Annotated in this window: 20 protein-coding genes and 1 other RNA gene; 20 read left to right on the top strand and 1 reads right to left on the bottom strand. The window is 46.3% G+C overall.

The window, feature by feature from the left end:
* The first annotated feature begins 42 nt into the window (after positions 1–42).
* The 19 genes from yqfC to rnpB all read left to right on the top strand — a co-directional run bounded on the left by yqfC (position 43) and on the right by rnpB (position 19323).
* Positions 43–336, top strand: a complete 294-nt coding sequence (yqfC, locus tag MKX34_RS24730; RefSeq protein ID WP_036683844.1) for a sporulation protein YqfC — start codon at positions 43–45, stop codon at positions 334–336.
* The gene (gene yqfD, locus MKX34_RS24725; protein WP_076297520.1) at positions 333–1514 is read left to right on the top strand and encodes a sporulation protein YqfD; all 1182 of its coding nucleotides are present in this window, start codon (positions 333–335) and stop codon (positions 1512–1514) included. The genes yqfC and yqfD overlap by 4 nt, the downstream gene beginning before the upstream one ends.
* A 15-nt stretch (positions 1515–1529) precedes the next feature.
* On the top strand, positions 1530–2501 hold the full coding sequence (locus MKX34_RS24720) for a PhoH family protein (RefSeq protein ID WP_036683834.1): 972 nt from the start codon (positions 1530–1532) through the stop codon (positions 2499–2501).
* A 14-nt stretch (positions 2502–2515) separates the two neighbouring features.
* A complete protein-coding gene (locus MKX34_RS24715; RefSeq protein ID WP_036683831.1) occupies positions 2516–4771 on the top strand; it encodes an HDIG domain-containing metalloprotein in 2256 nt (751 codons plus the stop codon).
* Positions 4768–5265 (top strand): rRNA maturation RNase YbeY, encoded by a 498-nt coding sequence (gene ybeY / locus MKX34_RS24710; RefSeq protein WP_036683829.1) that lies wholly within the window; start codon positions 4768–4770, stop codon positions 5263–5265. Before MKX34_RS24715 ends, ybeY begins: the two co-directional genes overlap by 4 nt.
* On the top strand, positions 5265–5660 hold the full coding sequence (locus MKX34_RS24705) for a diacylglycerol kinase family protein (RefSeq protein ID WP_036683827.1): 396 nt from the start codon (positions 5265–5267) through the stop codon (positions 5658–5660). The genes ybeY and MKX34_RS24705 overlap by 1 nt, the downstream gene beginning before the upstream one ends.
* A gap of 305 nt (positions 5661–5965) precedes the next feature.
* The gene (locus MKX34_RS24700; protein WP_036683825.1) at positions 5966–6385 is read left to right on the top strand and encodes a cytidine deaminase; all 420 of its coding nucleotides are present in this window, start codon (positions 5966–5968) and stop codon (positions 6383–6385) included.
* Positions 6386–7059: 674 nt separating this feature from the next.
* Positions 7060–7953, top strand: coding sequence for a GTPase Era (gene era, locus MKX34_RS24695; RefSeq protein WP_036683823.1), 894 nt, complete (start codon positions 7060–7062; stop codon positions 7951–7953).
* A 113-nt stretch (positions 7954–8066) separates the two neighbouring features.
* A complete protein-coding gene (locus tag MKX34_RS24690; RefSeq protein WP_076098533.1) occupies positions 8067–8210 on the top strand; it encodes a YqzL family protein in 144 nt (47 codons plus the stop codon).
* A gap of 36 nt (positions 8211–8246) precedes the next feature.
* Entirely contained in the window at positions 8247–9002 is a 756-nt protein-coding gene (recO, locus tag MKX34_RS24685; RefSeq protein ID WP_036683821.1) for a DNA repair protein RecO, read from the top strand.
* A 420-nt stretch (positions 9003–9422) separates the two neighbouring features.
* A complete protein-coding gene (gene glyQ / locus MKX34_RS24680; RefSeq protein WP_036683820.1) occupies positions 9423–10310 on the top strand; it encodes a glycine--tRNA ligase subunit alpha in 888 nt (295 codons plus the stop codon).
* Positions 10303–12378 carry a glycine--tRNA ligase subunit beta gene (gene glyS / locus MKX34_RS24675; RefSeq protein WP_076103764.1) on the top strand — a complete coding sequence of 692 codons (2076 nt, stop codon included), beginning with the start codon at positions 10303–10305 and terminating at the stop codon, positions 12376–12378. Before glyQ ends, glyS begins: the two co-directional genes overlap by 8 nt.
* A 162-nt stretch (positions 12379–12540) precedes the next feature.
* On the top strand, positions 12541–13014 hold the full coding sequence (locus MKX34_RS24670) for a DUF188 domain-containing protein (protein WP_036683807.1): 474 nt from the start codon (positions 12541–12543) through the stop codon (positions 13012–13014).
* Positions 13015–13059: 45 nt separating this feature from the next.
* A complete protein-coding gene (gene dnaG / locus MKX34_RS24665; RefSeq protein ID WP_036683805.1) occupies positions 13060–14880 on the top strand; it encodes a DNA primase in 1821 nt (606 codons plus the stop codon).
* Positions 14881–14920: 40 nt separating this feature from the next.
* On the top strand, positions 14921–16054 hold the full coding sequence (gene rpoD, locus MKX34_RS24660) for an RNA polymerase sigma factor RpoD (RefSeq protein ID WP_036683799.1): 1134 nt from the start codon (positions 14921–14923) through the stop codon (positions 16052–16054).
* Positions 16055–16164: 110 nt separating this feature from the next.
* Positions 16165–16989 carry a hypothetical protein gene (locus tag MKX34_RS24655; RefSeq protein WP_036683797.1) on the top strand — a complete coding sequence of 275 codons (825 nt, stop codon included), beginning with the start codon at positions 16165–16167 and terminating at the stop codon, positions 16987–16989.
* Positions 16990–16994: 5 nt separating this feature from the next.
* Positions 16995–17765, top strand: a complete 771-nt coding sequence (locus MKX34_RS24650; protein ID WP_036683946.1) for a class I SAM-dependent methyltransferase — start codon at positions 16995–16997, stop codon at positions 17763–17765.
* Positions 17741–18856 (top strand): Nif3-like dinuclear metal center hexameric protein, encoded by a 1116-nt coding sequence (locus MKX34_RS24645; protein WP_036683794.1) that lies wholly within the window; start codon positions 17741–17743, stop codon positions 18854–18856. The genes MKX34_RS24650 and MKX34_RS24645 overlap by 25 nt, the downstream gene beginning before the upstream one ends.
* A 64-nt stretch (positions 18857–18920) precedes the next feature.
* An RNA gene (gene rnpB, locus MKX34_RS24640) (RNase P RNA component class A) lies at positions 18921–19323 on the top strand.
* A 1300-nt stretch (positions 19324–20623) separates the two neighbouring features.
* Here the strand turns inward: rnpB and MKX34_RS24635 are convergent.
* A complete protein-coding gene (locus MKX34_RS24635) occupies positions 20624–21844 on the bottom strand; it encodes a PLP-dependent aminotransferase family protein (RefSeq protein WP_038572889.1) in 1221 nt (406 codons plus the stop codon).
* Between the two features lie 93 nt (positions 21845–21937).
* Here MKX34_RS24635 and MKX34_RS24630 point away from each other — a divergent pair, with 93 nt between their 5' ends.
* Complete coding sequence (locus MKX34_RS24630; protein ID WP_076275674.1) at positions 21938–23368, top strand: PLP-dependent aminotransferase family protein; 1431 nt, start codon at positions 21938–21940, stop codon at positions 23366–23368.
* Position 23369: the final 1 nt, after the last annotated feature.

The raw sequence follows: 23369 nt of genomic DNA, 5'->3' as shown, positions 1-23369 counted from the left end.
CGCATAAGGTGTACAGAAGGCAGGAAGGGGGAACGTCTACTTATGACCCGTATTGGCCGCAGGCTGCGGGGATGGACAAACGGGGTACTGGATCTACCACAGGACTTATTACAGGAAATGCCCCGGATCACCCTGATCGGCAATAAGGAACTGCATATTGAGAACCATCGCGGCGTGCTGCATTTTTCCTCTGGTCAGCTTAAGCTCGCGTTAGCTAAAGGATCGCTTGAAATCACAGGCGAGGGACTTGTCATCCGAAATATTCTAGGCCAGGAATTGGCTGTAGAAGGCGTTATCGGGGAGATCAGATATAACGAAAGCGAGGAGAGATCATGAAGGAGCCACCTCTGTCATCACTGCGGGGGTTCGTTACACTGCATGTGACGGGACCTCAGGTGGAGCGATTTATTAATTTCATTTCTGAAGCAGGAATCATGATTTGGGATGTGAGGCCCGCTGAGGGCGGCGCTTCCCTTAAGCTGCTTCTGGATGATTTTTATGTCCTCCGGCCGATTTTAAAAAAGACAGGCTGTCGTATGCACGTTACCGGTAGAAGCGGACTTCCATTTCTTATGGCACGGCTGTGGAAAAGGAAATTTTTTGGCATAGGTATTTTAATGTTTGGAATTACACTTTTTATGTTATCTACGATGGTATGGAGTATTAGAGTCGAAGGAAATGAAAAGATTGCCTCTGAGGATATATTGGGTGCTGCTCGCCAGGAGGGGGTGTACCCTTTTCAGTGGATATGGCGTCTGGAGGAGCCGGACAAGCTCTCTAAGGGGCTGCTGGCCCATTTACCGGGTGTTTCTTGGATAGGGCTGCAACGGACGGGGACGAGCATCAAAATTCAGGTTGTAGAGGCTAAACAGCCCGACATCAAACCTTTGCTTAGCCAGCGCCATTTAATTAGCCGAACAGATGCGGTGGTAACAGAAATATATGCGGAACAGGGCAGACCGGTAGTTGCGCGTAATTCGCGTGTGAAAAAAGGAGATATCCTGATTTCCGGTGCTCTTGGAGACGAAGAAAATGTAGAGTATGTGGTAGCCAAGGGTGAGGTTAAGGGCTTGGTTTGGCATGAGTACAATATCGAGGTCCCTCTTAAAACAACAAATAGCACCTATACTGGGGAGCGTAAGGATCGCACTTATCTTGTGTTGGGGAAATGGGCTATTCAGCTGTGGGGTTATGGCAAATCGGCCTTTGAGAATTCAAAGACGCTCACAGAGCATGATCCGCTGTCTTGGCGCTCTATTGAGCTGCCGCTGGGCCTGATGACTGAGAAAGAAATGGAGATCAATGAAACAAAGGATACGATAACTCCAGAAGCCGGAGTTGCGAGGGGAATTGAGCGGGCTAAGAATGATATTTTAGCTCGATATGGTGTTGATAGCGTCATCAAAAGTCAAAAAGTTTTGCATGAGAAGAAAGAGAATGGTAAAGTTTATATGAAAGTGATCTTTGAAGTAGAAGAAAAAATTTCCGAAGAACTGCCAATAGTAAACAATTGAGGAGAATGAGGCTACTTGTCAGAACAGACTGCAAGCATTCGTATATCTTTGCAAAATGCGGGAGAAGCGCAATCGCTGTTTGGCCCGCAGGATGGATTCTTAAAAATCATCGAGAGTGAAATTCCCGCCATTATTGATTCGCGTGAAGCTGAGCTAACGATTCGTGGAGCTGAGCGGGAAGTAGACATGCTGGGGCAATTGTTTAATGTGCTACTGTCCCTCATTCGTAGCGGTTACATACTTACTGAACGTGATGTGCAGTACGCTGTGGAACTGGCGAAAGATTTTCGTGCTGATCAATTGCTCGATTTGTTCAAAGGAGAAATTACTACAACTTTTCGCGGAAAGCCTATCCGTGTCAAAACGGTCGGCCAGAAGCATTATGTGACAACGATCAAGAAGCGTGATATTGTATTCGGAATCGGTCCTGCAGGAACGGGGAAGACCTACTTGGCAGTGGTGCTTGCAGTTACGGCACTGAAAGAGGGTTCGGTTAAGCGTATTGTTCTTACGCGTCCCGCAGTAGAAGCAGGAGAGAGTCTAGGATTCCTTCCAGGGGATTTGCAAGAAAAGGTAGATCCATATCTGCGTCCGCTTTATGATGCGTTATACGACGTTATGGGACCCGATCAGGTGGCTAAGGCGCTTGAACGGGGATTGATTGAGATTGCTCCGCTGGCTTATATGCGCGGACGTACACTGGATGATTCATTTATCATCCTGGATGAAGCACAGAATACCACACCTGAGCAAATGAAAATGTTCCTGACTCGACTCGGCTTCGGGTCCAAAATGGTGATTACAGGTGACGTTACCCAGATTGACCTGCCCCGCGGCAAGAAATCCGGTTTGATTGAAGCCAAAGCGATTTTATCCGGCATAGAAGAACTTGGCTTTGTCTACTTCGCGGAACAGGATGTTGTACGGCATTCCCTGGTGCAGAAAATTATCGTTGCCTATGACCGCTCTGCCGAAAACCTCCAATAAAGGGGATTGTCTTCATGGCTTCAAAGCAACCATCTAAATTAAGCGGATTTGTATATACGAACAACGGATGGAAGTATAGCGCAGTGACACGCTATGCTCTTTTCCTGTTACTCGGACTAGTGTTCTACTTCAGCTTGTCGCCAGAATTGCTACCTAAGAAATATGATATTAAAGAGAATACTTACAGTGCAAAGGAAATAACGGCACCGAAACAAATTAAGGACACCAAAGCTACGTTAAAGGCGGCTGAGGAAGCGGCTGAAAGCGTATCTCCCAAGTACAAAATTATCCCGATGAGGGCGGACAACCTTGTGACCTCACTGCTGGATCGGATAGATCGCCTCAATCAGGATGATCTGATTTCGCAAAGCGATAAGACGGGGATTTATCGTGATGAGATTCCGCAGAGAGCCAGCGACTTCATCTTGAATTTCGTAGCTTCCAATCGAGGCAGCGCTACTTATTCAGATCACCTTCTGGATGAAATGCAATCTGTCATCAAAGAGCAGACCTATGTCATTCCGGAAGAGACTTACATTAAGATTCCGCGCCTGACCTCTCAGGACATTATCGAGATGAAGCCTGTCGCCCGAGATATTGTAACTAGGCTGATGAATGATCAGATTACGGATGCGCAGACTGCTCGCGCCAAGGTAGCGGAACAGGTCAGTATTAGTTCTCTAAGCCAGCGTACAGCGCGTGAGGTTGTTCAGGAGCTTGTACGTCTTGTGATCACAAGTAACAAGTTCTACGATGAGGATGCTACCAAGGAAGCGAAGGTACAAGCTCGGGAGAACACACCTGATGTATTCATCGAGCAAGGGGACACGCTTGTTGCTAAGGGGCAGCTAATTACTCCAGAGCTCTACACTCTTTTGGATGAGAATGGTCTACTAAGCAATGAGGTGAATTACTGGCCACAATTAGGCCTATTGATTCTCTCTGCGATGCTCTCCGTCGGTTTGCTTGCGTTCATTCGTTATTCTGGCGGTACCTCAGGCTTTAAGTACAACAATTCTCAGCTATTGATGCTGGTGCTTGTATTTGTTATAACTATTATCTCTATGCGGTTGGCCGCTGTTTTGCAGACCGATGTCCGATCTTATATCGGATTCCTGGCACCGGTGGCGATTGGCGCAATGTTAATTGCAATGCTTCTGGACATGCCTTTGGCCTATTTCTGCTCCATTCTATTCAGTGTACTGGCAAGTGTTATTTTGAATGTGCAGCAGAACTCAATCTTTGATTTTAACTTTGGTTTCTTTGCCATTGTGGTTTCTTACGTGGCTATCTTTGCGACTCACCGTGCGGGTCAACGCTCCACGCTCCTTAAAGGCGGGATTATGGTATCGCTTTTTGGCTGTCTGACAGTCTTTATGCAGATACTGCTAGGTGGAGGGGCATGGAAAGAGGTAGGTACCTTGTATTCGGTTGGTTTTGCTTTTGCAGGGGGGCTATTGACGGCTGTGCTTGTGATTGGGCTAATGCCTTTCTTCGAAGCAACCTTTGGTATTCTATCAGCATTGAAGCTGGTAGAATTGTCTAATCCAAACCACCCGCTGCTGCGCAAGCTGCTTACCGAAACCCCGGGAACCTATCACCATAGTGTAATGGTAGGTAACCTGTCGGAGGCTGCCGCGGAAGCGATTGGAGCAGATGGTTTATTGTGCCGGGTAGGATCGTATTATCATGATATCGGCAAAACAAAACGTCCGTTTTATTTTATCGAGAATCAGAATAATATGGAAAACCCACATGACTCTATTGAACCGAAGCTTAGTAAATCTATCATCGTTGCCCACGCCCGTGACGGGGTGGAAATGCAACGAGAATATAAGCTGCCAAAACCAATCCGTGACATTGCGGAGCAGCATCATGGAACAACGTTCCTGCATTATTTTTACCATAAGGCACTGAAGCTGGCTGAAGAAAAAGGTGTCGAGGCTGATTTTACCGAGGAAGATTTCCGTTATCCTGGACCGAAAGCCCAGTCGAAGGAAGCAGCCGTTGTGGGGATTGCCGACAGTGTCGAGGCTGCAGTGAGATCATTGCGTAAGCCAACTGTTCTGCAGGTGGAAACGATGATTGAGAAGATTATTAAAAGTCGACTGGATGATCATCAGTTTGACGAATGTGATTTGACGATTAAAGAATTGGATATTATTGCACGGACTCTGAAGGAGACGGTTATGGGAATTTTCCATTCACGGATCGAATACCCAGAAGATGTGCGTAAGCCGAAAAAAGAGGAAGGGGCACCTAACCCATGAGTTTGGAGATCGTTTGGGATAACGAGCAAGAAGAATACGAGATAAAGGACGATCTCATTACGCTGCTGGAGAGTATTTTGCAAAAAGCAGGTGAAGCGGAAGGGATCGATCGGGGCGAGGTAGCTCTTACTTTTGTCGATAACGCTCGTATACATGAGTTGAATTTAGAATATCGGGGAATTGACCGTCCGACGGACGTGCTTTCTTTTGCTATGAATGAAAGCGGAGAGGACGAGCTGGACATTATATACGAGGTAGAGGAAGGCGAGGCGCTGGAAGATGTCCCAGACGTACTTGGGGATATAATCATTTCCGTAACTCGTGCGCAGGAGCAGGCGCTGGAATACGGTCATTCACTGGAACGAGAGCTTGGTTTTCTTTTTGTTCACGGATTTCTGCATTTGTTAGGATATGATCATCAGGATGAAGCCTCAGAAGCAGAAATGATGTCCAAGCAAGAAAAAGTACTATCTCAGGTTGGGTTGACGCGCTAATGGTGAAGAACACGGCGGTAGGGCACAAGAAGTTCTGGCACTCTTTTCGGTTTGCATCGCAAGGCTTAGTGTCGGCATTCAAATCCGAGCTTAACATGAAGGTGCATTGCTGTTTAGCGGTGGTTGTGCTAGTTGCCGCTGCCGTGTTCAGACTTCCGCTGGCCAGTTGGATGTTGCTGCTGTTCTCGATCACGCTTGTCCTAACTGCCGAACTGCTCAATACGGCAATTGAAGCGACGGTTGATCTGATCTCGCCAGAGATTCATCCACTGGCTAAGAGAGCAAAAGATACCGCCGCAGGAGCTGTGCTTCTCACGGCGGTGTTTGCTGTCTTAGTCGGGATCTATGTTTTTTACCAGCCTGTGATGGACTGGATTAGCGGACTTATGTCATAATCAGGATACAAAATCAATTCAGGGGAGAGGCGGACCCGCGTTTTGCGATTCCGCCTCTTTCGTTACTGAATAATTTTGAAGTGAGTTATGTACCCGAATATATCTCATGAAGTACGCTGATAAAATTTAGTGCATGCTGAGAAAATAACGATAAACGAAACTAATTAGATGCTTACGAAGTGAGTTTTGTTGAAGTAATAACAGGAAGTAACGCTAAACAAAACAGAGCGTATGCTTACGAAGTGAGTTTTGTGCGAAGAAAAATCAACGAAGTCAATACTCACAAAACTTTAGGAGGACAAAATATGGATTCTACTCTTCTTATGCAAGAGGCGATTAAAGCACGAGCTAAAGCTTACATTCCATATTCCCGATTCGGAGTGGGAGCTGCCCTTCTTGATCAGGATGGTCATATTCACCACGGCTGTAATGTGGAAAATGCTGCTTTTGGCCCAACCAACTGTGCGGAACGGACAGCATTATTCCGTGCGATTGCGGATGGACATGCTGTTGGTTCTTTTAAAGCAATTGCCGTAGTAGCTGACTCTGACGGCCCCGTTTCACCTTGCGGTGTGTGCCGGCAAGTAATGATTGAGTTGTGTTCACCAGATATGAAGGTTATTCTTGGAAACATGAAGGGTGATATCGTTGAGACTACGGTGGGAGAATTGCTTCCAGGCGCTTTTGGTCCCGTAGATCTAAAGCAAGGACAAGCTTCAGAATAAAATGAGGTTTTGATTTAATGCCTGTGCCCGTATAAAGGCAAATTAGGCATAGTTAGACGAAGGTTGCTACTTTAATTGCACAATGTACAGTTAAATTGCTACTCTTTCCCACAAAAATGAATTTAGTTGCAGATAGTACAATTAAATTTATGATAAAGTCCATATTAGGCTCTTAAGACAGGATTTAATTGCACAGAATACAACTAAAGCACCAAAACATAAACTCAAACTAAAATTAGTTGTACAAAATACAATTAAAAATGTTCTAGTTCTACCAAGTTAGGCTAAACTGGTGCAAACTATGTGTTATTAGAGTAATATTACGAGGTAAGCGCCGCGGCAAAAGCCGCCAGCGATTCTTTGCCCATCGTAACTTGAAACCCTGCTTGTAAGCTGCATCTCAGTAATTTTTCTCCATGGTGAGCTTAATGCGAACCGTGTTAATAAGCGACAGTGAAGCGTGTCCCCAACAGGGGACAAAAGCGCTCATGCACAACCGTCCCTCTAATCCCGTCGAACGTTGCGGGTACGCCTATTTTCGGGTGTCCAGAGGGTCGCGGCCCTTGGGGTCCCCCTTGGCTGAGGGAGATTCAGGGGGAGCGAAAAAGCTTTTAAAAAAAGATTGAATGATTGAAAAAGATTGAACTAGAAGGTAAGTATGGAAGGAAGATAATATGAAATTCAAATCAGGCTTTGTCGCAATTATCGGCAGACCGAACGTAGGTAAATCAACACTCATGAACCAGGTCATTGGCCAGAAGATTGCCATCATGTCGGATAAGCCACAGACAACCAGAAACAAAATCCATGGTGTTTACACAACAAACACTTCACAAATCGTATTCCTGGACACACCGGGGATTCATAAAAGACAGTCCAAGCTAGGCGACTACATGAACCAGACTGCAATGAGTACACTGGGTGAAGTAGAAGCTGTGTTATTCCTTGTGGATGCGTCAGAGGGCTTGGGCGGTGGAGACCGTTACATTGCCGAGCAATTAAATGGTCTGAAGACACCGGTGATTCTGGTGCTCAACAAGATCGATAAAATAGAGCCGGAAGCTCTGCTCCCGCTTATGGCCCAATATAACAAGCTGCATGATTTTGCCGAAATTATTCCGATTTCTGCGAAGATGGGCAGCAATGTTAACACGCTGTTAGAGCAGGTTGCCAAGTACTTGCCGGAAGGCCCTCAGTATTATCCGGAAGATCAAATCACGGATCACCCCGAGCAATTTGTCTGCGCGGAATTAATCCGGGAGAAAATTCTGCATTTGACTCGTGAAGAAGTGCCGCACTCTATTGCTGTAGCCATCGAAGATATGAAGGTTGAGCCTAATGGAGTAGTACATGTTTCAGCTGTTATTTTTGTTGAGCGTGATTCCCAAAAGGGAATTATTATCGGCAAGCAAGGGGCAATGCTGAAAGAGGTCGGCAGACGGGCTCGGACAGATATTGAGAACCTGCTGGGTTCGAAGATTTTTCTGGAGCTATGGGTAAAAGTGAAAAAAGATTGGCGCAATCAGGACCGCGTTCTGCGGGATTTGGGCTTCCATAAAGACCTTTAAGTTAATTCCGTTATTCCTCGTTTGGTAGGAATTGCAAGGATAGAACCTGCTCCATCGCACCATCCTAATTCTTGATAAGAGACATCGTCTTTCCCAAGAAAGGATGAATACGAATGCGAAACTTTTCGTGGAAGTATTTTGCAATGACAGGAGACGTCGATGCTTACCTGCTGTATAAGGAAGCTGGCCATCCGCTTGAAGATAGTGGATTACAGCTAGTGGAGGAAGAGAAGGCCTGTGATGAAGAAGCGCAATAAGGACTGGTTGCTTGCCGAATGGTTGGGGGAAGAGGCATGCTACACAGGGTGGAAGGGATCGTCATCCGCAGCATGGACTACGGCGAGGGGAACGCAATTATTACGCTTTGCACCGAGAACGCGGGAAAAGTAGGGGTTCTGGTGCGTGGCGCAAAGAAGGTCAAAAGCCGCCATGCTGCATTGATCCAACTGTTCACCGTTGGGGAATTTGTTTTTTTTAGAAATAACGGAGGACTTGGGACACTGAATTCTGGCGAAATTACGAAGTCTCACCATCCGCTGCGTGAGGATTTGATCAAAGCTGCTTATGCGTCTTATGCGTGTGAACTGCTTGATCGTGTTCTGCATGATGAGGAAACGGGAAGCTTCTGGTTTCGCCAGCTTACGGCCTGTCTTAATGCACTTGAAGAGGACAAGGAACCCGGCGTTATCATAAATGTCTTTGAAATGAAAATCTTACAGGCAGCCGGTTATGGTCCTGAATTCGATTCTTGTGTAATTTGTGGTGCCGAGAAGCCGGATGATCAACTGCTGGTCAGCCCTCGCCTTGGTGGAGCACTGTGCCGCAGTTGTAAACATAATGACCCTCCAGCCATGGAGGTCTCTGCTCGTGCGTTGAAGCTGCTGCGATTATTCGCCAGACTTGACCTAACTAGACTAGGCAATGTGGATGTAAAGGAAAGCAGCCGGGATGAGCTGAAAAAAATTATGCGCGCCTTTATGGATGTGCAACTCGGATTAAAGCTGAAGTCACAAAGTTTCCTAGACCAGCTCGACAAGTACAAGATTTGACGAAAACTGATTTTTCCGTTACTATAGGATCAGTTTATTATATGATCGTCGTTATGCTCCAATTGGGGAGAGGCGTGCATTGATCGGGAAAGTAGTGGACTGTATTGTCGTTATTCAGCGAGCTGGGGGCAGTGGAAGCCTGGCGGGACAACGTTCATGAACATGGCACCCGGGAGTACGGATGCGGCGAGTGAAAGTGGATTTCGTTCTTGTCTTGGCAGCAAACTTGCTCATACAAGGGATGAAATCAAGTAGGGTGGAACCGCGGGAGAATAAGTTAAGCTCTCGTCCCTATGTCTGTTAATCAGGCATGGGGGCGGGGGCTTTTTGTTGCTGTCAGGAGCTAAAAGTGCCGCCTCCATGGTAGAAAGTTTTAGGCAAGCTGTTGTAAAAAACTTGTAAAGCGAAGGAGACGGTATTATGAACTTCCAGCAGATGATTTTGACACTGCAGCAGTTCTGGGCTGAACAGAACTGTATCATCGTACAGCCTTATGACACAGAAAAAGGCGCCGGCACGATGAACCCTATGACTTTTTTACGCTCGCTAGGTCCTGAGCCTTGGAGAGTGGCTTACGTAGAGCCTTCACGTCGTCCCTCCGATGGTCGTTATGGAGAGAACCCGAACCGTCTGTATCAGCATCACCAATTCCAAGTAATCATCAAACCCTCACCAGATAACATTCAAGAGATCTATTTGGATAGCTTGAAAGCACTCGGTATTGATCCGCTCTTGCATGACATCCGTTTTGTAGAGGATAACTGGGAGAATCCGTCACTGGGCTGTGCAGGTCTGGGATGGGAAGTATGGCTGGACGGTATGGAGATCACTCAATTTACTTACTTCCAGCAGGTAGGTGGCATCGAAGCGAACCCTGTTGCTGTAGAAATCACTTACGGTATGGAGCGCTTAGCCTCTTACATTCAGGATAAAGAAAATGTGTTCGATCTTGAATGGGTAAGCGGTATGACTTATGGTGATGTTTTTCATCAGCCGGAGTTTGAGCATTCTACCTACACTTTTGAAGTATCGGATGTAAAAATGTTATTCTCGCTGTTCAACATGTATGAAGAGGAAGCGCGTAGAGCGATGGAGAAGCATCTTGTGTTCCCAGCCTACGATTATGTGTTGAAATGCTCACATAGCTTTAATCTACTCGATGCACGTGGAGCAATTAGTGTAACTGAACGGACTGGATTTATTACCCGAGTGCGTAATCTTGCCCGCTCCGTAGCGGCAACATATCTTGAGGAACGCGAGAAGCTTGGCTTCCCGCTGCTGAAGAAAGAAGGTGCTGACCGTGTCTAAAGATATCCTGTTTGAGATCGGTCTGGAGGAAATTCCTGCACGTTTTATCCGTGCTGCGATGGAACAGCTGCAAGATAGAATGTCCAAGTGGTTGGATTCTGCACGTATAAACCATGCTGGAGTTACTGCATATGCTACGCCGCGTCGTCTCGCTGTATTTGTTAAGGATGCGGCTGAGAAGCAAGAGGATATTAGTGAAGAGGTCAAAGGACCTTCACGCAAAATCGCGCTGGATGCTAACGGCGACTGGAGTAAAGCTGCACTAGGATTTGCCCGCAGTCAGGGTGTATCTCCAGAGCAATTTACGTTTAAAGAGCTAGCTGGCGTGGAATATATTTATGCCACAAAAAATAGTGCGGGTGTAGAGACTGCTTCTTTGCTCACAGAAGGACTTCTGGGTATTGTAAATGCGATGACTTTCCCGAAAAACATGCGCTGGGGAGCTTACGATTTTAAATTCGTTCGTCCGATTCGCTGGATGGTTGCTCTTTTTGGTAAAGAGATCATTGATTTGGAGATTACGGATGTAAAAGCGGGTAATGTGAGCCGTGGACATCGTTTTCTGGGTACAGAGACTGTAATCTCGGAGCCTGCACAATATGTGGAGAGCATGCGTGCGCAGCATGTACTTGTGGATGTGAAGGAACGGGAAACGCTCATCCTGGATCAAATCAACAAATTGGCTGAAGAGAAAAGCTGGACAATTGCGATTAAAGAAGATCTTTTGGAAGAAGTACTGTTCTTGGTAGAAACACCAACCGTGCTCTTTGGAACCTTTGATCCATCTTTCTTAGAGATTCCTCAGGATGTGCTGATTACCTCGATGCGTGAGCATCAGCGTTATTTCCCTGTTTTTGATGCAGCTGGCAAACTGCTGCCATTCTTCGTAACGGTACGTAACGGGAATGCAGAATCCTTGGATGTTATCGCTAAGGGAAATGAAAAAGTGCTTCGTGCTCGTCTATCAGATGCCAAATTCTTCTATCAAGAAGATCAAAAGATGAAGATTGACGATGCGTTAGCCAAGCTTGAGAACATTGTTTACCATGAAGATTTGGGAAGCGTAGGGGATAAGGTGCGCCGTATTCGCCAAATCTCTGATCGTCTGGCTGTGAAGCTTGGACTGTCAGCTACTGCTGTGTCCGAAGTAAGTCGCACTGCGGATATTTGTAAATTTGATCTTGTAACTCAAATGGTTTATGAATTTCCTGAGCTGCAAGGAACAATGGGTGAAGATTATGCACGTAAAGCAGGCGAGCCTGAAACTGTGGCAAAAGCGATCTTCGAGCATTATCAGCCACGATTTGCAGGAGATGCTGTACCTTCAACAGAAGCCGGTTCAGTTGTCAGCATAGCGGACAAAATCGATACGATTGTTGGCTGCTTCTCCATCGGCATCATCCCGACAGGATCTCAGGATCCATATGCGCTGCGCCGTCAGGCTGCAGGAATTGTCCAAATTGTGCTTGAGCATAAATTGCCAATTACGCTGCGCGAAATTTTTGAAGCGGCGATTGAAATTCATGAAAATTCAGGAAATACGAAACATTCTGGAGATGAACTACGTATAAACCTGTACGAGTTCTTCGGTCTGCGTGTAAAACGTCTTTTATCTGACAATGTACGCTATGATGTTGTGGACGCTGTAACAGCGGCTGGTTTTGACGACGTGGTAGATGTTGTGGGCAGAAGTCGTGCTCTTATGGCTGCTGTGTCCGACCAAGCAGATTTCAAGATTACCGTAGATTCGCTTACTCGTGTCAGTAATTTGGCAAGTAAAGCAACCGGTGAAGTGATTGATTCTGCTTTACTTAAAGAAGATGCTGAATTGCAGCTTTTCAATACATGGCAGGAGCTTCACACACCTTACCTGAAAGCTATGGCGGCAAAAAATGCCGAAGAAGCACTTCGGATTCTTTCGGGTCTAAAAGACGCCGTTACAACATTTTTTGATTCCGTTATGGTTATGGCTGAGGACGAGCAAGTGCGTGCTAACCGTTTGGCTCTGCTTGCTGGTATTGATGCTGACTCCAAGTCGTTCGCTGATTTCGCGAAGCTTGTCTGGTAATTTTAATCAAGAAAATTTGAATCTTATGGTATAGAATGTTGGTTTGGGGTATAAATATACGGAACGGTGCCAATGCGTCATTTGACATCCGTTCCGTATTTATGCTTAGAAAGAAGGATTTCTTGCGGAGAGGGCGTATATATATTACACGGGAAATTGGTGATGATCATGGAGAAGTCCCAGTCTAGAACGATAGTGGTGGATGGGGATGCTTGTCCGGTCAAAAAAGAGATCGCTGAGGTAGGTCGCACCTTTGGTGTTCCGGTACTTATGGTATCTTCTTATGACCATGCACTGAAAGCTGAAGAGGGTGTAACGGTTGTGCAGGTGGATCGAGGAGATCAGAGTGCCGATCTATATATTGCCAATCATATTACTGCAGGAGATGTGGTACTGACTCAAGATTATGGTCTTGCGGCACTTGCACTAGGTAAACGATGCAGTGTGCTTTCATTTCGTGGTCAGGAATACGACAATTCCAAGATGGATTTTATGTTGGAGGGAAGACATGCCAGGGCCGTGGAACGAAGACGGGGACATTATTCCAAGGGTCCAAAACCCATAACGGCAGAAGAAAAAACTTATTTTCAACATAAACTGACAAAACTTTTAATACTTTTGCAGGAGAATGTGTAGCAATAGCGAATTATATTTATTTGTTAAGAGATGAAGGTGGTTGAAGTGGCTAGCGGACACGGCAATATTCCGGAAGAGGTTATCGAAAGCGTGCTTGCGCGTCATGATATAGTCGATACAGTCGGTAAGGTTGTTCATTTGTCCAAGCAGGGGAAATATTTATGGGGCCTCTGCCCGTTCCATTCGGAGAAAACCCCTTCCTTTACTGTTACCCCCGACCGGGGAGTATTTCATTGCTTTGGCTGCGGTATGGGTGGAAATGCCATCAAATTTAGGATGGAAATCGAAGGATTAACCTTCCCCGAAGCTGTCAGAATAATGGCTGAAGAAAGTGATATTCCCGTTCCAGAAGGTAAGGGAGGTATGATGTCTCCCCCTGATCCGGAACGCGACCGGTTGATTCAAGCTTATGAATGGTCGGCAAAGTTCTATCATTACTTGCTGAAGAATACGGAACACGGCAAAGCCGCTATGGACTATTTAAGAGGCCGGAACTTCAGTGATAAAATGATTGACCAGTTTCAGATCGGATATGCTCCGGACCGCTGGGATACTTTGCTGCAGTTTTTGGAGAAACGAAATTTTGACCTTGCGGAAATGGAGAAAGGCGGACTTCTGTCAGCCCGCGGTGAGGGCAAAGGCTATTTGGATCGTTTCCGTGGCCGGATTATTTTTCCGATTGCCAACCGTACAGGCAAGGTAATCGCATTCGCCGGAAGAATACTTGGAGAGGGTCAACCTAAGTATTTAAATTCTCCGGAGAGTAGATTGTTTAACAAAAGCCGGATATTGTACAATTTGCACCAGTCCAAAGCATCCATTCGCAAAACTCGACAAATCGTCCTGTTTGAAGGATACGGAGATGTCATCTCATCCTGGGAAGCGGGTGTGCATAACGGCGTAGCAACGATGGGAACGTCCTTGACGGAGGGTCATGTGGCACTTATGAAGAGCCTGGCTGATGAAATTATACTGTCTTACGACGGTGACCGGGCGGGACAAGCAGCAGCCATGAAGGCCATTCCGATGCTTGAAGGCAGCGGCCTGCGTGTAAAGATCGCCTTACTGCCAAGCGGGGTGGATCCGGATGAATTTATCTCCAAGCATGGAGGAGAAAGATTTAAAGATCAGGTTATTGATTCAGCAGTTTCATCCATAAAATTTAAGCTTATATATCTGAAAAAAAACCATATACTCCTAGAGGAAGATGGCAAAATCGCCTATGTCAAGGAAGCCTTAGAAGTTATTGCTTCACTGCATTCCTCAACAGAGCGAGAGGTTTATCTGAAGGAAATCGCTGCTGAACTCGAACTTTCATATGATAGTTTGAAGCAGGATTGTAATTTACTTAGGGCATCGATGCAAAAAAACATCCCTGAAGGGGATAATAACGACAAAAGGTGGAATAATGGTAGGCATAAAAAAGGGCAGGTGCAGACACCGACCTTACTACCCGCTTATCATGTCGCGGAACGGCGTCTATTGTCCTTTATGATTCAGGACCCGGAAGCCGCCACGTATGTGGGCGAACGCCTCGGAGAAGATTTCAACATCGTTGATCATGCGGCAATTGCTGCTTATCTATATGCCTATTACGCGCAAGGCAAACCACCCGGCATTAGTCGGTTTCTATCATCACTTCAGGATGATCGTCTGGAGAAAACTGCGACATCAATATCCATGATGGATACCCCTCCGGACTGGAATATGCAGGTTCTAGATGATTGTATTCGTGAAGTGCGGAAATACCCACTGCAACGCAAAATGGAACAGAAGCGTGAAGAGATGATTCAGGCTGAAAAGTCAGGTGACTTTTTGCGTGCGGCACAAATAGCAAGTGAGATTATAGCCCTAGAGAGACAATGACATGTTGACAGGATGTACCTAGGGAGGAGGGAGTCGAATTATGGCGAACGATCAGCATACTGAATTGGAAGCAGAATTTACTTTGGATCAGGTGAAGGATCAGCTCATTGAGCAAGGTAAGAAAAGATCATCATTAAATTACAAAGATATTATGGAGAAATTATCGCCGTTTGATCAAGACCCCGAGCAAATGGAGGAGTTCTACGAGCAACTCAGTGATTTGGGAATTGAGGTTGTAAACGAGAACGATGAAGAGGTTAACAGCCTCCGACCAAGCGAGGATAATGAGGATAAAGACAGCGATGATTTCAGCTTTGATGACGATCTGTCACTGCCACCAGGGATAAAGATTAATGACCCTGTCCGTATGTATCTAAAAGAAATCGGACGCGTTCCTTTGTTGTCGGCTGACGATGAAGTTGAGCTTGCTATGCGGATTAAGAATGGCGATGAAGAAGCTAAACGCCGTCTTGCAGAAGCGAACCTGCGTCTCGTAGTAAGTATCGCGAAACGTTATGTCGGACGCGGTATGCTGTTCCTGGATCTGATTCAGGAAGGTAATATGGGTCTGATCAAAGCAGTAGAGAAATTTGACCATAATAAGGGATTCAAATTTAGTACGTATGCTACTTGGTGGATTCGCCAGGCCATCACTCGTGCGATTGCGGATCAGGCGCGTACCATTCGTATTCCTGTACACATGGTGGAAACGATCAACAAGCTGATTCGGGTTTCTCGCCAATTGCTGCAAGAACTGGGACGTGAACCTTCCCCAGAGGAAATTGCGGCTGAGATGGAACTGACGGTTGAGAAAGTTAGAGAGATCATGAAGATTGCCCAAGAACCTGTATCCTTGGAAACACCAATTGGTGAAGAAGATGACTCTCATCTGGGAGATTTCATTGAGGATCAGGAAGCATTGGCTCCTGCGGATGCAGCGGCTTATGAACTCCTGAAGGAACAACTGGAGGATGTGCTGGACACGCTCACGGAGCGTGAAGAGAATGTACTTCGCCTGCGTTTTGGCCTTGATGATGGACGGACAAGAACGCTTGAAGAAGTCGGCAAGGTGTTTGGTGTTACCCGGGAACGGATTCGCCAGATCGAAGCCAAAGCATTGCGCAAACTTCGTCACCCTAGCCGCAGTAAACGGCTTAAGGATTTCCTTGAATAGTATTTCATGAACTGGACCTTCTGCTGCTCAGTGGCAGGAGGTTCTTTTATTTGAATTTACGCTGGTAAAAAATGTGTTGACCTTGTGTATCTGGAAAGAAGGATGAGCCAGTGAATTTGGAAAAACGCGACATCATTATAAAAGAGATTCAGTATTGGAGAAAAAGCCGGTTGCTGCCAGAGCAGTATTGCGATTTCTTAACCAATCTGTATGACGATGAGGATGCGAATAAGGATAACAATCCAATTTCGCTGAGAAATTTACAGCAGGGAAGCATCAAAATTTGGCTGTTTTCTTTTGGAATTATTTCCTTGATTTTCTTGATTAGTCTTTATTTTAGCGTTTTTCCTTGGCCTTTGCAACTTGCAACCGCACTATCTGTATTAATTATTTGTTATGGATACTCCGCCGTTTATAAGGACCGGAACAATGTTATCAGTCTTATCCTAGCGGGGCTGGGCAGTGTTTTAACGCTTGGTTTTGGGCTATGGCTGATTGATTTGCATGATCTGGATCCTCAGCTCTGGAGGCCTATTCTAATTGGGTGCTGCGGCTTGTTATGGTGTATTTTGGGATTTTTACTCCGGATAGGTTTGTTGCAGTACTGTGGTTTTGCTTTTTGGGCATTACTGTATGCAGGGTTCTTCGGTGGAAGAAGCCCGGAAGCCTCTATATTTGAACTGGAGTTCCTATGGCTGCCATTGTGTGTGCTGATGGTATGGTTAAGCTGGCTTTTGCATCATAAGGTAAGGGGTGTTGCCAGTGTTTATTTTGCAGTGGGAGTATCGCTTTGGATCATGCCAGAGCTTGACGCTCTTTTATTAAGACAGGATTATCCGCAGTGGATTTCATTGATGCTGATCCTAAAGATTGCAGCAGGGTTAGCTTTGTTGTTTGGGTTTCGAAAAAAATGGATAACGTGGGTGGCAACATGAACAATGTGAAATTATCAGATCGGCTTCAGCAATTGCTGGAGCAAATTCCGCAAGGAAGCAGATTAGCAGATATCGGTTCCGATCATGCCTTGCTTCCTGTGGCCGCTGTCGAAAGCGGTAAGGCTGTGTTTGCAATTGCAGGTGAAGTAAACCCGGGTCCCTTTGATGCTGCTTGTAAGGGCGTTGCAGAGGCTGGACTAGGGAAGGTGATCTCGGTGCGCCGAGGAGACGGCCTTGAGGTTCTGGAACCTGGTGAAGTCAATTGTATCACGATTGCTGGCATGGGAGGCGCATTAATTGCCGCGATTCTGGACCGGGGTCAAAGCCAAGGTAAGCTAAAGGATGTTACAACCCTTTTGCTTCAGCCGAATGTAGGCGAGGATATTTTGCGCCGCTGGTTATTAAATAATAAATGGGTACTCGTAGCTGAGAGAATTTTGGAAGAAGACGGGAAGTTATATGAAGTATTGACGGCTGTACCAGAAAATACGGACGCTGGAATTACAAATGAAAGTGTATATCGTGACTTAACCCTGGGGGATTCCACTAAGGTCCTTGGGCAAGAGGCCTTGCTGCAAATGGGACCATGGCTGCTTCAAGCGCCAAATGCTGTGTTTTTTGCTAAGTGGCAGGGTGAGATTCAGAAATTGGAAGGCATTTTAACATCGTTGTCACGTTCAGAACTAGAATCTGCTGAGAATAAACGGAAACAGATTCAAGGTCAGATCAGGGAAATTACGGAGGTGCTACAATGTTTGCCAAGGGACAAACAGTAATTCAGTATATGGAGCAACTGGCTCCTAAGCATTTAGCTGAGGATTGGGACAAAATTGGCCTTCAACTGGGCACGCTGCAAAAAGAAATAACTAATGTATTAGTTGCTTTAGATGTGAATGATGAGGTAGTTGAAGAAGCGATTCGTCTAGGCTGCAATTTGATTATTGCGCATCATGCGATTATTTTCCGTCCATTGCAAGGAATCCAGACAGACACACCGACGGGCAAAATGTATGAAAAATTAATCAAGAATGACATTGCGGTGTACATCAGCCACACGAATCTGGATGTTACCGAGGGTGGAATGAATGATTGGATGGCTGAAGCTCTTGGCATAGAAAACGGAGTACCCATCAAAGACATTCATTCAGAGCAATTATCAAAGCTGGTAGTATTTGTGCCGAAGGATCATCATCAGAAGGTTCTGGATGCTATTCTGAATGCTGGAGCCGGTGCAATTGGCAACTATAGTCATTGCAGCTTCAATATCGAGGGATACGGTACTTTTATTCCAGGAGAAGGCACGGATCCTTATATCGGGGAAAAAGGTAAGATGGAACGTGCCGAGGAAATTCGTATTGAGACGATCGTCCCGCACTCCATCCGCAATAAAGTGGTGCAGGCTATGCTTAAGGCCCATCCTTATGAAGAGGTTGCCTATGATTTATATTCAATGGATCTTAAGGGCCGCAGCTTAGGACTTGGGCGGGTAGGAAAGCTCAAAGAGCCTACAACCCTTGGACAATTCGTGGAGACGGTAAAAAAAGGTCTGAAGGTAGACCATGTACGGGTTGTTGGTGATTTGGACCGTCCGATTCGTAAAGCCGCTGTTCTCGGTGGCTCGGGTGGAAAGTATTATAACAGTGCTATTTTCCGTGGTGCGGATGTCCTGGTTACTGGGGATCTGGATTATCATACAGTTCAGGATGCTGCGCTCGCCGGAATCACTCTGATTGATCCGGGACATAATGCGGAGAAGATCATGAAAGAGAAAGTAGCGGAGTGGATGGCTGGAAAATTGGCCGAGCATAAGTATGATACAGCTGTACATGCTTCGCAGGTGAATACGGAGCCATTTAAGTTCCTATAAAATTGCCATTTAATAATGCTTGTGCCAGACATGTGATGTCTGTATAATATATAATGTTGTTCGGAAAGTTTGACAGACAATCGCCGGTGACGTGAAGACGTCACGGGAGGAAAGTCCGGGCTCCATAAGGCAGGATGCTGGATAACGTCCAGTCGGCGCGAGCTGAAGGATAGTGCCACAGAAATGGACCGCCGATGGCCGCCTTAGGGCGGCACAGGCAAGGATGGAACCGAGGTGTAAGAGACCCCGAGGAACGCTGGTGACTTCGTTCCTGGTAAACCCCATCTGGAGCAAGACCTAATGAGACGCAGCTGAATAAGCAGCCTTAGCCTGAGGCGCGTCTAGGTTGGTCGCTGGAGCTGTGCAGTAATGTATGGCCTAGATAGATGATTGTCGCTTATGGTGGGAGGGTAGTTCCCGATCGAACCACGACGAGCACAGAACCCGGCTTACGGCAAACTTTCCTAACTGCAACGTTATAATAACAACACCATACAAACGGCGACGTATCCCGGTAACCCGGCTACGTCGCCTTTTTTGTTGCAAACAAATGCGGATAAGGCAAATATATAAAGCAGTGAATGCGTGAAAATGCAGGTGTTTAGTAACGTGATATGCAGAAATTGGATTTTTTAAAAGAATTGCTAGCCGCAGATGGGCTGATGGCTGATGGTTGATGAGCTGATGGTTGATGAGCTGATGGCTGATGGTTGATGACTGATGGCAGATGGCAGATGGCAGATGGCAGATGGTTGATGAGCTGATGGGCTGATGACTGGTGGTTGATGAGCTGATGGTTGATGGTTGATGGTTGATGGTTGATGACTGATGGCAGATGGCAGATGGTTGATGGGCTGATATGCTAACGGACCGAGATGCAGCTATTTGTGTATTTTATGCCTTTTTGGAGGAGTTTCGGACTGGAGAGCCGTTATTCGGCATAAACAGGGTGGATATCGGGCGTTTTGAATCCAATAGTGACTATGGAGTCCGATAGCAAACTAAATGAGCGGAATTGATGCAAATAAGAGCGCTGGGGTCCGATACGAACCTCCCGAACTCCCGAACTCAGAACTCCAGAACTCCAGAACTCCAGAACTCCAGAACTCCAGAACTCCAGAACTCCATAGTTACTTTGACGCCAGAATTAGATTAGTAGCTAGCAAACTGCGCAATGCGGAGCTTGGCTAATCTTCTGCGGGAAGATTGGAGTTAGTAGCAAAATATCAATTGTAACCTCTGGCTGTAACTTCGCTGTGAAATCGGATTAGTTGAATGGCAGATGTGTTGAGTAACTAAAGGATGTTTGGTGATGCCGACGGCGAAATGTGGGAATGCGATATGTGATGTGTAAAAATTGCTGAATGGGGAAATACGAAAATGAGATGTGTAGAGAGGCTGAAATGTGGAATGCGATATATGACGAGCAAAAATTGCTGAATGTGGAAATAGGAAAATGTGATCTGTAGAGGCGCTGAAATGTGGAAATCAGAAATATGACGTGTGAAAATCGCTGAATGTGAAATGTGAAGATACGAAATAAGCTGAGCAGAAACGCTCAATGTGGAATTGCGAAATGAGATTTGCAAAAATGCTAAAAGTAGAAATGCGAAAATTTGATTTGCAGAAATGCGTAAAGGTAACATTCTGCAAATGCGCAAAAGTGAAAACGCAGAAATCTGCTCACAAAAAATGGCTTCTCCGGCCAATAAAGGATGGAGAAGCCGTTTTAATTAGCTATCGTGGCTATTGATTATGAGCAGTTATTCACGACCGAACGATGTTTTGATTTTGCTGCCATTGAACCAATGCTTTCTCTAGACGTTGAACAGCAACAGGAACTAGTTCGGGTGGCGTATGCGTGAAGTTAAGGCGCATTTTGCTTTTGTGAGGCTCCGCTGAATAGAATACCTCTCCTGGAACAAACGCTACTCCGTTTTCCACTGCCAGCGGGAGTAATTCCTTAGTGTTAATCTCTTCGGAAAGTGTAAGCCATAGGAACATGCCGCCTCTTGGTTCAAGGAAATATGCTCCTTCCCAGTTATGTGATCTGAGCTCCGCGGACAGGAGCTTCATACGCGAATGATACTCTCTTGAGATGAGGCGGATATGCTGCTCAATATCAAAATGTAACAGCAGTTCATCTAAAGCACGCTGGTCGATGGTGCTGGAATGCAGATCGGCTGCTTGCTTCGCCTTGGCGATGGTCTTGATTAGTTCGGAATCGCCGATAATCCAACCCGTGCGCAGGGCAGGGGCGACGATTTTGGAGAAGGTCCCTGTGTAGACTACACAATAATCCCCGCCGAAGCTTCTATCGATGGAGGCTAGTGAGGGGGGATATAGAGTTTTATCTTCATCAAAGGTTATTTCTCCATAGGGATTGTCCTCTAGAATAAGAACACTGTAACGGCGGCAGATTTCAACCACCTGCTCGCGGCGCTCTTTACTCCAGGTTGCTCCAGACGGATTGTTGAAGGTCGGAACTGCGTAGAGCAGTTTTGGCCGATGTACCCGAATCTGCTCCTCCAATTGATCTGGCAGAATGCCATGTTCGTCGTTTGGTATCGTATGAATAGCAGCCCGGTAAGAACCGAGTACCTGTAGTGCTGCCAGATAGGTGGGCGCTTCCACAAAAACTGCATCGCCGGGATCCAGCAATATTTTGCATAACAGATCTATAGCTTGCTGTGAGCCTGTAGTCAGCACCATCTCAGAGGATGTAACCGGGATGCCTTGCCGGGTAAGTCTTTCAGCGATTTTGTCACGTAGTGGAGTAAAACCCTCGGTTAGCCCATATTGAAGCGCTGAGGTATCGCTGGAGAGCACACGATTATAGGCATCGCGTACGGCCTCCAAGGGAAACAAATCCTCCCCAGGCAGCCCGCCTGCAAGTGAAATGATGTCATTGCCCTGTGTAACTTTTAGAATCTCCCGAACTGCTGATGACCCTAGATGATTGGCTGCCGTTGAGTATTTGATATCCATAAATTAGTTCTCCACCTTTCGATTTGATGCTATCATAATAGGAGCGCTGTATAACAGTAAAGCGTTGAATATAACAGTGGAGGTGAAGGGTTCATGCATATCGATTTGAATCGCAGCGGCAGCAAAACTCTGCCCCATCAAATCAGTGAAACCCTCAGTCAGCGGATCTCATCAGGACTGCTTCAGCAAGGTGTCCGGCTGCCCTCCGTTAGAAGTCTAGCTATAACATTGAACGTGAGTCAGGTTACAGTAAGCAAGGCTTACGATATGCTTGAGAGACGAGGACTTATTTACTGCAGACAGGGCAAAGGCTGCTTTGTAGCCGATCCAACCCATAATAGACGTCACGAAGAGGGTTGCTGGCAGGATTTATATGATGATTATTTGCCGCGGGCTCAGCTTTGGCGGAATTTTGATGTTTCGGAAGTGAAATATCCCTTTCATTTAGCCGCCATCCACAGTGAGCTGCTGCCGCTTCACGATATCGGTGACACCTACACCTCCTTGGTCAAAGAGCAACCGGAGCTTATGGCAACCTACGGGAATTTTCAGGGAGATCTTGAGCTGCGGAATGTCATGAGAGAACATTTGAAATCGCGTGGGGTTTCACTCACTTCTTCCGATTTGATGATAACCAGCGGGACCCAGCAAGGCATTGATCTGGTGGCTCGTACATTTGTTGGTCCTGGAGATACAGTCTATCTTGAGGCGCCTAGCTATACTGGTGCTATTGATGTATTTGCGGGACGAGGTGCAGAGATGATTTTTGTACCTACGGATAGTGAAGGGATGCGGGTGGATGTTCTTACAAAAATGTGTGATCAAAGACCCCCAAAGCTAATTTATACCATCCCTACTTTTCAAAATCCAAGCGGCGTAACTATGAGCATCACAAGAAGGCAACGACTGCTGGAATTAGCGCGCAGCTACCGTTGCCTCATTGTTGAGGATGACCCATTTAGTGATTTATATTTCCATGCACCTCCACCTAGGGCGATTAAATCAATGGATCCCGATGGACATGTAGTCTATATGAAAAGCTTTAGCAAAGTACTTGCTCCTGGTTGCCGAATCGCCTGTGTAGCAGCAGAAGGAAATATTCTGTCCCGGCTGATCGCCGCTAAATCTGCGAGTGACCTAGGAAGTCCCTTGCTGACACAGAAGGCCGTATTACCCTTCATCGCTGAAAAATACGACGCCTACGCAGCACAGCTACGAATTACACTGCGTGGTCGTATGGAAAAGGCGGCGAAGCTTCTGAAGCTGTACGCGCCGCCTGGAGTGAACTATATGCTACCAGAGGGAGGACTTAATCTCTGGCTGGAGCTGCCCCCTTCTCCTGATATCGCAAGCCTGCATGACTTGGCGGAACAGGAGAGCATTTCTTTTTTACCCGGTGATGTCTGTTACTCTGCGGAAACGCCTTCCCGCCACATCCGTCTTTGCTATTCTCAAATGAAGGAACCGGAGATGGAGGAAGGGTTGCAGCGGTTTCTTCACTTACTTGGCCGGTTTTTGCAATGAC

The sequence above is a fragment of the Paenibacillus sp. FSL R5-0636 genome (assembly GCF_037974255.1).
Classification (GTDB): Bacteria; Bacillota; Bacilli; order Paenibacillales; family Paenibacillaceae; genus Paenibacillus_AQ; species Paenibacillus_AQ odorifer.
Note: the sequence above shows the minus strand (reverse complement) of the source record. Positions and strands in the feature narration are given on the sequence as shown.

What these genes read in the sequence shown, in the direction of transcription:
- yqfC (WP_036683844.1), top strand. Translation starts at nt 43, where the DNA reads ATGACCCGTATTGGCCGCAGGCTGCGGGGATGGACAAACGGGGTACTG.
- yqfD (WP_076297520.1), top strand. Translation starts at nt 333, where the DNA reads ATGAAGGAGCCACCTCTGTCATCACTGCGGGGGTTCGTTACACTGCAT.
- MKX34_RS24715 (WP_036683831.1), top strand. Translation starts at nt 2,516, where the DNA reads ATGGCTTCAAAGCAACCATCTAAATTAAGCGGATTTGTATATACGAAC.
- ybeY (WP_036683829.1), top strand. Translation starts at nt 4,768, where the DNA reads ATGAGTTTGGAGATCGTTTGGGATAACGAGCAAGAAGAATACGAGATA.
- MKX34_RS24705 (WP_036683827.1), top strand. Translation starts at nt 5,265, where the DNA reads ATGGTGAAGAACACGGCGGTAGGGCACAAGAAGTTCTGGCACTCTTTT.
- MKX34_RS24700 (WP_036683825.1), top strand. Translation starts at nt 5,966, where the DNA reads ATGGATTCTACTCTTCTTATGCAAGAGGCGATTAAAGCACGAGCTAAA.
- era (WP_036683823.1), top strand. Translation starts at nt 7,060, where the DNA reads ATGAAATTCAAATCAGGCTTTGTCGCAATTATCGGCAGACCGAACGTA.
- MKX34_RS24690 (WP_076098533.1), top strand. Translation starts at nt 8,067, where the DNA reads ATGCGAAACTTTTCGTGGAAGTATTTTGCAATGACAGGAGACGTCGAT.
- recO (WP_036683821.1), top strand. Translation starts at nt 8,247, where the DNA reads ATGCTACACAGGGTGGAAGGGATCGTCATCCGCAGCATGGACTACGGC.
- glyQ (WP_036683820.1), top strand. Translation starts at nt 9,423, where the DNA reads ATGAACTTCCAGCAGATGATTTTGACACTGCAGCAGTTCTGGGCTGAA.
- MKX34_RS24670 (WP_036683807.1), top strand. Translation starts at nt 12,541, where the DNA reads ATGATCATGGAGAAGTCCCAGTCTAGAACGATAGTGGTGGATGGGGAT.
- rpoD (WP_036683799.1), top strand. Translation starts at nt 14,921, where the DNA reads ATGGCGAACGATCAGCATACTGAATTGGAAGCAGAATTTACTTTGGAT.
- MKX34_RS24645 (WP_036683794.1), top strand. Translation starts at nt 17,741, where the DNA reads ATGTTTGCCAAGGGACAAACAGTAATTCAGTATATGGAGCAACTGGCT.
- MKX34_RS24635 (WP_038572889.1), bottom strand. Translation starts at nt 21,844, where the DNA reads ATGGATATCAAATACTCAACGGCAGCCAATCATCTAGGGTCATCAGCA.
- MKX34_RS24630 (WP_076275674.1), top strand. Translation starts at nt 21,938, where the DNA reads ATGCATATCGATTTGAATCGCAGCGGCAGCAAAACTCTGCCCCATCAA.